A 12,395-nucleotide genomic window follows, 5' to 3' on the forward strand; every position below is an offset into this window, starting at 1 on the left:
CTCCGACACGGGACTGGGGTCGGAGCAACGTGCCCTGACTCTACCCGTGGCGCCGCAGAGTCCCGATTTCTTGGGTCGCACACCTGGACCGGGCGCGTACGTGGATCAGTCGGCGGAGAGGCCCCCGGGCTCGACGGGTGCCCATTCCTCCACCAGCTCCACGACATCCGCGATGCCGTCCTTCACGAAGGTCGGGCGGTAGGGGAAGCGGGTGATCTCGGCGGCCTGGGTGGAGCCGCTCAGCACCAGGATCGTGCGCAGGCCCGCCTCGATGCCCGAGACCACATCGGTGTCCATCCGGTCACCGATCATCACGGTGGTCTCCGAATGGGCCTCGATCCGGTTCAGGGCCGACCGCATCATCAGCGGATTGGGCTTGCCGACGTAATAGGGGTTGATACCGGTGGCCTGGGTGATCATCGCGGCCACCGAACCGGTCGCCGGGATCGGACCATCGGCGGAGGGCCCGGTCGGATCGGGGTTGGTCGCGATGAACTTCGCGCCACGGGAAATCAGCCGGATCGCTTGGGTGATGGCGGTGAAGGAGTAGGAACGGGTCTCGCCGAGCACCACGTACTCAGGGCTGACGTCGTCCTGCACGAAACCGGCATCGTGGATCGCCGACGTCAGGCCGGTCTCGCCGATCACGTACGCCGAGGAGCCCGGGCTCTGTTCGCGGAGGAACTGTGCGGTCGCCAGGGCTGAGGTCCACAGCGCGGACTCGGGGATCTCGATGCCGCCGCGGGCGAGCCGGGCCTGCAGGTCCCGGGGGGTGAAGATGGAGTTGTTGGTGAGGACGAGATAGCGGCGGCCCATGCGTTCCAGCGCCGCGATGAAGTCATTCGCGCCGGGCAGTGCCTGCTGCTCGTGCACCAGCACACCGTCCATGTCGGTGAGCCAGCAGTGAACCGCCTCGGGAGCACGGTTGGAATCCTTGGTCACGGTGCACCTCCTTGCCGCCCAGCCTACTGGGCAGCTCTGCGGTCCCCGGCGCGAGCGGGTCGGCTACCGTGAGCCTGTGGAGTCCGGACAGCCTGAGCAGCTTGACCAGGCGCCCCTGCGCCCTCACCGCGACCAGCACGGGGTTGACCTCGACGAGGTGGTGACCCACCTGGTTGCCGCACGCGGCCGACCGGTCGTCGACGCCGACGGTGCCGTCCTGGGAACCGTCGGACAGCTGTACACCGACTACCGCGGCCGAGCCCAGTGGTTGGCGATCAAGTCCGGCCCGATCGGTTCGGAGGAACGCTTGGTGCCTGCCGCCGGGATCGACCTGAGTGAGGGCGTACGCGTGGCGGTCACGGCAGCAGAGGTCCGCGGGGCCGGGGACCTGTCGTTGGGGCCGATCCTGGATGCGAGCCAGGTCAAGGACCTGCGCCACCACTACGGCGTTGAGGCCCCGCCAGGGCAGATCTGAGTGAGGCCTACATGAACGTGGTGATCGGGATCCTGCAGGTGCTGACCGCGTTGGCGGTCGGCCTGATCTTCATCCTGGTGGTCGCGTGGGCGGCCCGCCGGGCGCTCGGGACGCCGATCGGCTGGCTGCGCACCATCTTCGTGTCGGCGGTGGCTGTGACGGTGATGGCGCCGCTGATCGGCTACATGATGCTGCGCTTCGACATGGTCGACACCAACCTGAATCTGTTGGTCGACCCGATCGGGCTGACGCTGTGGCTGATGGTGGCGGTCGCTTGGATCTTTGCGCTGGCGGTGGGGGCGTTGGTGCTGTCTGAGGTGCTGGTGCCGACCTGGTCGGTGCCGCAGCCGTGGGCCGTGTTCGGCGAACTGCGTCGGCAGGGGCGGATCAACCGGCGGCTGCGCACCATCACCCTGATCGCGGTCCGCAACGGACTGGGCGGCTTTCTGGGGCGGCGTACGCCTGACCAACCCACCTCGGCGGTGGCCCGGGCATTGACCCGGACCCTGAACCAGTCCGGGGTGACCTTCATCAAGGTCGGCCAGCTCGCGGCCACCCGGCCCGACCTCATCAGCGAGGAGTTCGCCACGGCGCTGGCGCGGCTGCAGACCCACGCCGACACGGAGGAGTGGTCGCTGATCCGGGCTGCGGTGGAGGACGCCTGGGGCGTACCGATCGAGAACCATCTGGCCTGGGTCGACCCGACACCGTTGGCGGCTGCCTCGGTGGCGCAGGTGCACCGGGCTACCCTGCACGACGGCACCGCGGTGGTCCTCAAGGTGCAACGCCCCGCTGCCCGAGCCCAGGTCACCGCTGACCTGGAGGTGTTGCGGCGGATCTCGGGAAGTCTGGAGCGGCGTACCGCCTGGGGGGCCGAGCTCGGCGTGGGACGACTGGCCGAGGGCTTCGCCGAGTCCCTGGCCGAGGAGCTCGACTACTGCGTCGAGTTGGCCAACATGACTGCGGTCCGGTCCGCATCGGACCTGGTGGTGGTGCCACGACCCCATCCGCAGCTGTGTACGCCGACGGTGATGGTCGCCGACGAGATCGTCGGGGCACCGCTGTCCAATGCCAGCGAGCAACTTGCCGCGATGGACCCGGCGGAGCGAGGCCGGCTCGCGCGTGTGTTGGTGCGCGAGGTGCTCGACCAGGTGCTGCTGCGCGGCACATTTCACGCCGACCTGCACCCCGGCAATGTGATCCTGCGCAGCCCGGACGCCGGCGGCGGCCTCGCGATGCTCGACTTCGGGTCGGTCGGGCGGCTCGACCGGCATTCGCGTGACTGCATCGTGCTGCTCTTGTACGCGGTCGACAACGATGATGCGCTGGCCGCAGCCGACGTCCTCATCACCCTGCTGGGCCGGCCGGCCGGTCTGGACGACCGGGAACTGGAGGCGCAGCTGGGCCAGACGATGGCCAAGCTGGAGTCCGGCGTCAACACCTCGGGGCTGTTCGGTGAACTGTTCGAGGTGATGCGGCGCTCGGGGTTCACGGTGCCGCCCAACATTGCGGCAGCGTTCCGGACCTTGGTCGCCCTGGACGGCACTTTGAAGCAGCTCGACCCGACCTGCGACCTGGTGGGGATTGCCCGCGAGGAGACCCGCGACCTGGCAGCCCAGTTCTTCAACCCGGAGAAGGTGAGAACCCGGATCCAGCAACAGTTGGCGATGGCCACGTTGCCGCTTCAGCGGTTGCCGCGGCAGCTCTTCAAGCTCTCCGAGGATCTCAGCAGTGGGCGCTTCAGCATGCAGCTGCGGCCCTTCGAGGATCCTCAGGGGCGGGGTTTCCTGGTCGGGATGGCCAACAAGGTGATCCAGGCCTTCCTGGCCGGTGCGTTGGCGGTCGCCTCGGTGGTGTTGATCGTGGCTCCCGGTGGGCCGCAGATCGGCACCGGCTTCGCCCTCTATCCGCTGTTCGGGGCAGCGATCCTGCTGGTGGCCTTCATGCTCGGGCTGCGGGTGCTGGTCTCGGCGCTGGCGGAAGCACCTCCGCGTACGGCCAGAGGAAAACCGGCGGAGTAAATTTACGTAACCAACGGTAACGGTTTGCTATCGAAGGTTTGAACGCCTTGCGCCGCCCGCGCCGGGTTGGAAGTCTGAGGGCAGGTGGGGCAACGAATGCCCCTGGGTGCGAGAGGGACCTTCGATGACTGTGAACTTGAGCCGGCGAAGCGTACTGGCAGGTGCTGCGGGCGTAGCTGCTGCGGCCACGCTGGCGGCATGCTCCAACGACAACGGCGCCGGCGGCGGTGGCGGCGGCAACCAGGGCGGCGGTGGCAGCAACACCGAGGGCCTGGAGATGCCCACCCGTGTGCCCTTCGACAAGGTCACCCCTGACGTGCCCGGCGACGATGACCTCCAGATTCCGGACGGTTACTACAACTTCCCGCCGCCGGTGAAGTTCCTCACCGAGCCGCTGCCGGCCATTGAGCCGATCAACTACCTGGCTCAGGGCAATCCTCCCGGCGTCGCCTTCGACCGCAACCAGCGCTATGCCGCGATCAACGAGCAGCTCAACACCACCGTCAACTTCACCTTCGGTGGCAGCGGCAACGACTACACCAGCCGCTTCCAGGTGATGCTGGCCTCCGGTGACCTGCCCGACCTGGTGATGATGGCCTCGGTGCCGCAGATGCCGCAGGTGCTGGACCGCCTGTTCACCGACCTGACGCCCTACCTGTCCGGCGACAACATCGCACAGTTCCCCGGACTGGCGGCCCAGCCGTCGAACTCGTGGAAGATCCCCACCGTGAACGGCAAGATCTGGGGTGTCCCGATGCCGCGGCCCTCGGCCGCCAACATCATCACGGTGCGCACCGATGAGTTCGAGGCGCGCGGCGTGCCGAACTGGGAGATCAGCAACGGTGATGACCTCTTTGACATGTTCAAGGAGCTCAGCCGCCCGGCAGAGGGCAAGTTTGCCGTCGGCGGCGATCCGGCGGCGTGGCTGCTGCCCCAGATCGCCCAGATGATGGGTGCGCCGAACGTCTGGAGTCTGGACGGCGACAAGTTCGTCAGCGTTTACGAGACCGAGGAGTACGCGGCCGCGATCGAGAAGACCAAGGAATTCTGGGACGCCGACACGTGCCACCCGAACTCCTTCACCGAGCCCACCAACAACGCTCCGTGGTTCAAGGGCGGCGTCAACGCCACCTACATCCAGGGTTTCGCGGGCTGGTCCTACTACGTCCAGAACAACCCCTTCCCGATGGATGTCATCCGGATGAAGGGCTGGGACGGCGGCGACTACAACAGCTGGATGTCGATCGCGGCGTACGGTGCCTACATCGGCATCCCGAAGACCGAGGAGACCCGCCTGCAGGAACTCCTGGGCGTCCTCAACGCGATGGCGTCGCCGTTCGGCACCGAGGAGATGTTGGTCAACTACTACGGCGTCGAGGGCGTGCACTACGAGTTCGACGACAACGGCAACCCGATCAACAACCAGCTCGCCACCGACGAGTACATCGCGGCGTTCACCTACATGGGCGTCCCCTACTCGGCGCACCTGTACACCCCGGGTGAGGCCGATCTGACCGATACCCAGGCGGACTACCTCAAGGAGGTGCAGCCGCTCGCCGTCGAGAACCCGGCCGACGGGCTCTACAGCGAGGCTGCCGCCACTGACGGTGCCGCCGCGCAGCGCGACCTGCTGGACGCGATCCGCGAGATCATCCAGGGCCGTCGCGACATGAGCACCTGGGAGAACGCGGTCAGCGACTACATGTCGGCTGCTGGCAACAAGGCTGCCGAGCAGCTGGCCGCTGCCTATCAGGAAGCCAACGCCTGATCGGCTGAGCGAGGGGCGATCGCTGATCGCCACCGAACTGCGCTGAAGGCGCCGATCCGATGCGGGTCGGCGCCTTTGGCATTCCCGGGGGACCTCGGCTCACTGATCATGGTCGTCCGGTTCGCCCTGTCATGTCCGTGCTGGCGGGTCGCCGTGGGCATAGTGGTCACGGCTGGCCTCGGATGCGGACGTTGCAGGGATGGCCGGTGCCTGCCAATCCGGTGGCATTCCGTGCGGAAGTTTGTCCGGGGCGATGGGCCACGCTTCACTGGTGGGCGTGCGTTGCCTGCGGATCCTGCTCGCCCTGACCCTGGTCGGGCTCGTCGGACTGGTGCCCCTTCGTGGGGCAGCCGCGGCGACGGGCGGATGGCAGTGGCCCACCTCGCCGACGATGTCCCAGGACGCCGGCACCATGGCGTGCGCTGACCTGCTCTTCATCGGCGTACGCGGGTCCGGCGAGGCGGCGCCCTACGGCGACACCGTGTCGATGGTGCGGGACCAGTACCGCCAGCGGATCTCCACGCCGTCCGAGGGTGTGGCGACGGTGCGCGAGGTCGCGATCAGTTATCCGGCGACCTCCCCGCACACCTTGGCCGAGATCGGCCCCGAGCAGTTGCTCTTTGCCGAGACCCTGCCCGACACCGACTACTTCACCTCCGCCGCCATCGGCATCTCCAACCTGTCCGCGGTGCTGGACGATTCCCAGCGCCGCTGCCCCAACGAACGCTGGGTGCTCGCCGGCTTCTCGCAGGGAAGCCAAGTCATCACCGGCGCGCTGGACCGGCGTACCGGCGCGGACAACAGCCAGTTGGTGTCGGCCACACTGCTGGGCAACCCGTCCCATTACCCCGGCCAGTTACTGCGCAGCGAGGCCGGCGACGCGCCCACCTTCGGCGCGGGGTTGGTGACCTCGCTGTTCTATGTACGCGAGGCGGGACGGGTCGGGCGCACCAGCAACGACCTGCGCGGCGTACAGGCCACCGTCGCGGCGCTGCTGCGGCTCAGCCAAGGTGACGTTGACGAGGAACTGATGTCCACCACCGCCCGGACCAACGGGTTGCGGATTCCCAGTACCGCCAGCGATCGGGTGGCCTCGGTCTGTGCCGCCGAGGACCTCATCTGCAACGCCGGCCCCGGGCTGGGACGAGTGGCGCTGGGGCTGTCGACCCTGCAGGAGGAGATCGATCGGGCCCGGCCGGCGCATCTGGGATACACATCCGAACAGGTCGATCTGGTGACCGCCAGCGCGTATGCCGAACTGCTCGCACTGCTGCCCGAACTGGAGCAGGAGCCCCCCGAGGAAACCCAGGGCCCGCTGCCCGACGTGCTGACCGAGCCCGGCAGCAGCGCCGTACTGGGCGTTGTCGGCGTCGGATTCACCCTGCTGGTGGTGGCGGCCGGTGGCATCTCTCTGCGACGACGCGAACTGCGCCGCCGGGCGGCCGCGGCCGAGCTGGAGGCAGGCGACGATGAGCACGAACGGGCCGGGCAGACGTCCGGGACCTGGAATACTCCCGCTCAGTAACGGGGCGTACCAGGTCGAGCGGGTTACGCTCGACCTCGCCGACATCGACCTGCGCCCGCACGACCTGGAGCAGCGGCTGCTCGGCTTCGGCAGCTAGTCCGCGGAGCCACGCGCTGCAGATCAGTCCAGTCGGTTCATGGCGACCGCGCGCACCACAGCCGCGCCGGCCTCCTCGCTGGCCGCCAGATCCACCTCGGCCTGGATCACCCAGTCGCGGTCCCCGTCGGGGTCGAGCAGGGTCTGACGCACCCGCCACAGCTGGGCATCTTTGTCGACCTGGAACCATGCCGGTCCACGTGCCTCGGCGTCGGTACGGATCTCGTCGTGGTCGTCCCAGTACGCCGCCAGCGCATCATCCCAGGCATCGGCATCCATGATCACGTCGGCCGGCGGGTCGACCAGGTCCGCGATCTCGGCCTCGGCCGCGGCCAGGGCGTCGACGTTGTCGCGGGCGGCCAACTGGACCTTGCGGAACATGGCGTTGCGGACCATGGTCGCAAAGGCCGGGGTGGCGGTGATCGGGCGCTGCGGGCGTACCTCGGGGCGGTGCGGCTGGTCCGGTGAGGTCAGTGCCTCCCACTCGTCCAGCAGGCTGGAGTCGGTCTGGCGTACCACCTCACCCAGCCAGTCCGTCAGCGCCTCGACCTCCTCGGTGCGGTGCGCCGGCGGCACCGTGTGGCGCAGCGTGCGATAGCTGTCGGTGAGATAGCGCAGCAGTACGCCCTCGGCGCGGCTGATGCCGTAGTGGGCGACGTACTGGCTGAAGCCCATGGCACGTTCGTACATGTCGCGGACAATGGACTTGGGCGCCAACGCGGTCGGATCCAGCCACGGATGGGTCTCCCGGTAGGTCTCCAGCAGACCAGTCAGAAGTTCCGCCAGCGGCTTGGGCCAGCTGATCTCCTCCAGGGCCGCCATCCGGTCGACGTAGTCCCAACCGTCGGCCTTCATCTCGGCCATCGCCTCGTCCTTGGCCTTGCGCTGTTGGGCATACAACACGACGCCGGGGTCCTCGAGGATCGACTCGATCACCGACACCACGTCCAGAGCGTGGTCGGGGGAGTCGGCGTCCAGGGTGTCCAGGGCGGCCACCGCGAACGGCGCCAGCGGCTGGTTGAGGGCGAAGTCCTCATCAAGATCACCGGTGAGGACATACCGGCGACCATGATCATCGGGGGCGACCCGGCGTTCCAGCACGCCGGCTTCCAGCAGGCTGCGGGTGAGGGTGATCGCCTGGCGTACCAGCCGACGGCGCTGGGTGCGGTCCTGGTGGTTGTCGGTCAGCAGCGTCGCCAGGTCGGCGGCACCGTCACTGTGCCGGGAGGCGAGGTTGAGCAGCATCGCATTGGTGACGCGGAGCCGAGGAGCCAACGGCTCGGGGTCGGCGGTGGTGATCCGCTCGAAGGTCTCCGGTGTCCAGCTGATGGTGCCCTCAGGCGGCTTGCGCCGCTGGAACTTCTTGCGCTTCTTGGCGTCGTCACCGATCTTGGCCAGGGCCCGTTCGTTCTCGATGACGTGTTCGGGTGCCTGCACCACCACGGAGCCGGCCGTGTCGAAGCCGGCACGGCCCGCTCGACCGGCGATCTGGTGGAACTCCCGGGCGCGCAGGAGCCGTTGCTTGGTGCCGTCAAACTTCGCCAGACCGGTGAAGACCACCGTGCGGATCGGCACGTTGATGCCGACGCCGAGCGTGTCGGTGCCGCAGATGACCTTGAGGACGCCGGCCTGGGCGAGCTGTTCGACCAGCCGGCGATAGCGCGGCAGCATGCCAGCGTGGTGGACGCCGATCCCCGACCGCAGCAGCTTGCTGAGCGTACGCCCGAAGCCGGACTGGAAGCGGAAATGTCCGATGGCTTCCTTGAGGGCGGCCTTGTCGGCCTGCTGGGCGATCTCGGAAGTGAGCAGCGACTGCGCGGTCTCCAGTGCCGCGGCCTGGGTGAAGTGGACCACGTACGCCGGGGTCTGCCCAGTGTTGGCCAGGATGGTGAGGGTTTCCGGCAACGGGTCCATGGAGTAGCGGAAGGTCAGCGGAATTGGCCGTTCCACTCCGGTCAGGACGGTGGTTTCGCGGCCGGTGCGCCGGGTCAGGTCCTCGGTGAGGCCCTCGACCGGGCCCAGCGTGGCTGACATCAGGACGAACTGGGCCTGCGGCAGCGTCAGCAGCGGCACCTGCCAGGCCCAACCGCGGTCGGGTTCGGAATAGAAGTGGAACTCATCCATGACGACCTGGCCGACGTCGGCGTCGGCGCCTTCGCGCAGGGCGATGTTGGCGAGGATCTCGGCGGTGCAACAGATGATCGGGGCATCGGCGTTGACCGAGGCATCACCGGTGATCATGCCGACATTGGAAGCGCCGAACACCTCGCACAGATCGAAGAACTTCTCGCTCACCAAGGCCTTGATCGGAGCGGTGTAGAAGCTGACCTCGCCGCGAGCGATGGCGGCCGCGTGGGCGGCGATGGCGACCAATGACTTGCCTGACCCGGTCGGGGTGGCGACCACCACATTCTGGTCCGAGACCAGCGCCAGCAGCGCCTCCTCCTGGTGGGGATAGAGCTGCAGGCCGTCGGCTTCGGCGGCCGCGACGACCAGATCCACCACACCGTCCGGGTCGGCTCGGACCAGCGCCTGTGTGTCAATGTGCATGGGCATCAATCTTCATCCCCACCAACCTAGCGGCCCACATCCGGAGGATTCACTCGGTCGCCCTGCTCGGTCCGCCTCTGGGCTGGGCGGCGGTGGAGGTGTCCTCGGCAGGCGTACAACGTGGACGGTTCAGGGCAGCTCAGGTGGTGAGGGAGAAGACGAACGTGTCCCGCAGTTGGCTGGGGTCGGCGACCGCGCGGCCGTCGTTGGGGAATCGGGCGTCCAGCGTGAATCCGAGCGCCCGCGGCACGGCGGCACTGCGGTGGTTGTCGGGGTCGCAGCGGATCTCGATCCGGTGGAAACCCTCCGCAAGCGCCGCGTCGACGACGCCCTGCACCGCCTCGCGCATGTAGCCGTGGCCGGTCGCGGCCGTGGCGAGCCAGTAACCGATCTCACCTTTGGGGACGTGGCGGCGGATCGCGAAGATGCTGATTCTGCCGAGGAACTGCTCGGTTGCTGCATCCCGGATCACCCAGTTGTATTCGCGGTCGGCCTCAGCCTCAGCGGCCGTTGACGCAATGTTCTCCTTGGCCTGCGCCGCGGTTTGCCCGTCCTTGGCCCAGGGCATCCACTCCTGCAACTCCGGCAGCGACGCCATGACGGCCGCGGCCTGTTCCGCGGCATCGGCTGCGACCGGCGTACGCAGCACCAGCCGCTCGGTGCGGATTTCGGCGGGAAAGGGTCGGTGTTCGCTCACCGTTGGAGGGTATCCACCCGGTGCGCGGGCTGTCGTCCGAATTTCTTGCGCTCAGCGCAGGTAGCGGCGGATCGAGTCCATCGTCGACCGGCAGCGCTGGCGCAGGTCGTTGAGGCTGCCACCGCGGGTCGCGTTGGCCACCAGACTGTCGCCGAGGAAGACGCCGCGAGCCCCGGAAGCAAGCCACTTGTCGGTGGTGGTCCGCTCCACGTTCCCGAACGCAAACCGGTCCACGTCACCGAACAGATCACCCAGGTCGGCGATCTCGTCGTTGGACAGTGACCCCCCCGGATAGATCGTCACCGCGGTCGCGCCCGCCCACCAGGCGTGGATGATCTCAGTCGGCGTACGGGCTCCGACCAAGGTCTGTACGCCGGCGCCGACGGCTTCCTCCAGCAGGCCTTGGTCGAGATAGGGGAGTTGGACGAAGTCGATTCGCTGTTCGAGCGCGGCGCTGAGCTGGTCGTGGGTGCGGACCCCGTACACGCCGAAATCGGCGCGAGGACCGTAGATCGCCTTGAGAGTCGCCAGTTCGCCTGCCTCGTCGGCGGCCAACTGGAAACAGCCGACTTTCTCCTGGATGCACACCTCAATGGGCGCGATGTAGTTGTCTGCCTTCGGCGGCGGCTTGAGGGACACGATCACCTTGGTGCTCGCCAGCCGGCCATTCAACTCGATCCGATCCACAGGCCCATCTTGGCAGGTGCCGCCCAGCCTTGTGCCCAGTCCCGCGTTTGCCCCCGGCCGCACCTGCGCAACTACAGCATCGCGTAGCAGCGCAGGTGGAATGGGCCAGATGGCCTGCACAACTACAGCATCGAGTAGTTGCGATCGCTGGGCGGACGGTGCAGGGGTGGGGTTGGTCCCCGACCTCCGTAGGATCGGCGGAGCGACCGAGGAGAGCCTGTGCTGACCGACTACTTGCGCGATCACGCCTTCACCCTGGGCTGGTTTGGGCTGATGGCATTCGTCTGGTTCGGCTGGGCCCAAGAAGATCCGCCGGAGCGGCACCGCTGGAAGCTCGGGGTCGGCTCCGGTCTGGGACTGCTCCTGGCTGTGGCGTTCGGCGTGTCGGTGTATCGACACTGGGGCGCGGGCAGTGCGCTGGAAGGCCAGTACGCCCTCTTCGGGGTCCTCACGGGAATCGAGCTGGTCGCGGCGGGGATCGGCTGTCTGGTCCTGGCGCGGCAGCGGCGGACCCGATGGATGGCGTGGTGGGTGGCGCTGGTCGTCGCGCTCCACTTCGTGCCGCTGGCATTCCTCCTCGACGACACCTCGCTGCTGGGCGTCGCCGTCGCCCAGCTCTCCCTGCTCGGTGGCGTCTGGGCGCGACAGCGCAGCCGCACCGCCACCACCAGTTTTGAGTCCGGGGTGGTGATGGGCGGATCGCTATTGATGTTCGCGATCATCTCGGCGGTGGTCTTCGTGGTCCGGTGGGGGAGCCCGTGGTGACCGGGAGCGACGGCCATCCAGCAGTGCGGGCCCGGCTGACGGGCCGCAACTAGACTTGCGGGCATGACCAGTGCGACCCGTGCCAGTGCTCACGACCGGCCAGCCGGCCTCGGCGAAGCATGGTCGGACCTGGTACGCCTGGTGGCCAGCTACGGTGCGTTGGAGCCCGAGATCCCCGAGCCGGCCGACGTTGCTCGAGCGGAACCGGGCTGCTCCTTCGGGCGAGACGGGATGCGGGACCCGCGACCGGCGTCGGTACTGGTGCTCTTCGGGGCTATGGACAACCGGCTGGCCGACCACCAGACCGATCTGGTGCCGGCGGATCTCGATGTGCTTCTCACCCAGCGTTCCACGCGCCTGCGCAAACACCCCGGCCAGATCGCCTTCCCCGGCGGGGCACGGGATCCGGAAGATCCCTCGGCCGCCTTCTGCGCACTGCGGGAAGCTCAGGAGGAGACCGGGCTGGACCCGACGGGCGTACGCGTCATCGGCACCTTGCCCTCGATCCCGCTGGCGGTGTCCAACTTCGAGACGACCCCGGTGGTGGCCTGGTGGGCCCGGCCCTCGAAGGTCGCGGTGGTGGATGATGACGAGGCCACGCGGGTCTTCCGGGTGCCCGTGGCTGACCTGCTCGATCCGCAGCATCGCGTCCGCGCGACTCTGAAACGTCCCCGCCGGGACTCGGGGCTGCCCGGGGTGGTGTCGACGCCGGCCTTCACCGTCGCCAACACGCTGGTGTGGGGATTCACGGCCATGGTGCTGGATCGGCTGTTTGACCTGCTCGGCTGGGCTGAGCCCTGGGACCGCAACCGCCGCATCGACATCACCGGCTGGGACGCCACCAAGCCGGTGCCGCCGATCAGCTGAGA

The 12,395-nt window shown here is 68.0% G+C and carries 10 protein-coding genes; 6 read left to right on the top strand and 4 right to left on the bottom strand.

Annotated features, from left to right (window positions below; genetic code table 11):
* Positions 1-105 precede the first annotated feature (105 nt).
* A complete protein-coding gene (locus CGZ91_RS11435) occupies positions 106-888 on the bottom strand; it encodes an HAD-IIA family hydrolase (protein WP_094451584.1) in 783 nt (260 codons plus the stop codon).
* Positions 889-1,018: 130 nt separating this feature from the next.
* Between CGZ91_RS11435 and CGZ91_RS11440 the strand changes: the two genes are divergently transcribed.
* The 4 genes from CGZ91_RS11440 (at position 1,019) to CGZ91_RS11455 (ending at position 6,731) form a co-directional block, all read left to right on the top strand.
* Positions 1,019-1,417 (top strand): PRC-barrel domain-containing protein, encoded by a 399-nt coding sequence (locus CGZ91_RS11440; protein ID WP_094455278.1) that lies wholly within the window; start codon positions 1,019-1,021, stop codon positions 1,415-1,417.
* An 11-nt stretch (positions 1,418-1,428) separates the two neighbouring features.
* Positions 1,429-3,438, top strand: coding sequence for an ABC1 kinase family protein (locus CGZ91_RS11445; protein ID WP_094455280.1), 2,010 nt, complete (start codon positions 1,429-1,431; stop codon positions 3,436-3,438).
* Positions 3,439-3,562: 124 nt separating this feature from the next.
* Entirely contained in the window at positions 3,563-5,206 is a 1,644-nt protein-coding gene (locus CGZ91_RS11450) for a type 2 periplasmic-binding domain-containing protein (protein WP_094455282.1), read from the top strand.
* Between the two features lie 271 nt (positions 5,207-5,477).
* Positions 5,478-6,731 carry a cutinase family protein gene (locus CGZ91_RS11455; RefSeq protein ID WP_179229339.1) on the top strand — a complete coding sequence of 418 codons (1,254 nt, stop codon included), beginning with the start codon at positions 5,478-5,480 and terminating at the stop codon, positions 6,729-6,731.
* Positions 6,732-6,851: 120 nt separating this feature from the next.
* Here the strand turns inward: CGZ91_RS11455 and CGZ91_RS11460 are convergent, their stop codons facing one another.
* The 3 genes from CGZ91_RS11460 to CGZ91_RS11470 form a co-directional block, all read right to left on the bottom strand.
* Positions 6,852-9,377 (bottom strand): DEAD/DEAH box helicase, encoded by a 2,526-nt coding sequence (locus CGZ91_RS11460; RefSeq protein ID WP_094455426.1) that lies wholly within the window; start codon positions 9,375-9,377, stop codon positions 6,852-6,854.
* Between the two features lie 139 nt (positions 9,378-9,516).
* Positions 9,517-10,074 (bottom strand): GNAT family N-acetyltransferase, encoded by a 558-nt coding sequence (locus CGZ91_RS11465; RefSeq protein ID WP_179229340.1) that lies wholly within the window; start codon positions 10,072-10,074, stop codon positions 9,517-9,519.
* Positions 10,075-10,125: 51 nt separating this feature from the next.
* A complete protein-coding gene (locus CGZ91_RS11470) occupies positions 10,126-10,761 on the bottom strand; it encodes a beta/alpha barrel domain-containing protein (protein WP_094455288.1) in 636 nt (211 codons plus the stop codon).
* 219 nt (positions 10,762-10,980) lie between these two features.
* On the opposite strand from CGZ91_RS11470, the gene CGZ91_RS11475 reads away from it, so the two are divergent.
* Together CGZ91_RS11475 and CGZ91_RS11480 are read left to right on the top strand one after the other, a co-directional pair.
* Positions 10,981-11,526, top strand: coding sequence for a hypothetical protein (locus tag CGZ91_RS11475; protein WP_094455290.1), 546 nt, complete (start codon positions 10,981-10,983; stop codon positions 11,524-11,526).
* Positions 11,527-11,589: 63 nt separating this feature from the next.
* Entirely contained in the window at positions 11,590-12,393 is an 804-nt protein-coding gene (locus CGZ91_RS11480; RefSeq protein ID WP_094455292.1) for an NUDIX hydrolase, read from the top strand.
* The last annotated feature ends 2 nt before the right edge of the window (positions 12,394-12,395 follow it).

Origin of the sequence: Parenemella sanctibonifatiensis (assembly GCF_002250565.1) — a bacterium.
In the GTDB taxonomy this organism is placed as follows: domain Bacteria; phylum Actinomycetota; class Actinomycetes; order Propionibacteriales; family Propionibacteriaceae; genus Parenemella; species Parenemella sanctibonifatiensis.

Bases quoted from the DNA above. Each gene is read 5' to 3' on its own strand.
- CGZ91_RS11435 (WP_094451584.1), bottom strand. From the start codon at position 888: ATGGACGGTGTGCTGGTGCACGAGCAGCAGGCACTGCCCGGCGCGAAT.
- CGZ91_RS11445 (WP_094455280.1), top strand. From the start codon at position 1,429: ATGAACGTGGTGATCGGGATCCTGCAGGTGCTGACCGCGTTGGCGGTC.
- CGZ91_RS11450 (WP_094455282.1), top strand. From the start codon at position 3,563: ATGACTGTGAACTTGAGCCGGCGAAGCGTACTGGCAGGTGCTGCGGGC.
- CGZ91_RS11460 (WP_094455426.1), bottom strand. From the start codon at position 9,377: ATGCACATTGACACACAGGCGCTGGTCCGAGCCGACCCGGACGGTGTG.
- CGZ91_RS11480 (WP_094455292.1), top strand. From the start codon at position 11,590: ATGACCAGTGCGACCCGTGCCAGTGCTCACGACCGGCCAGCCGGCCTC.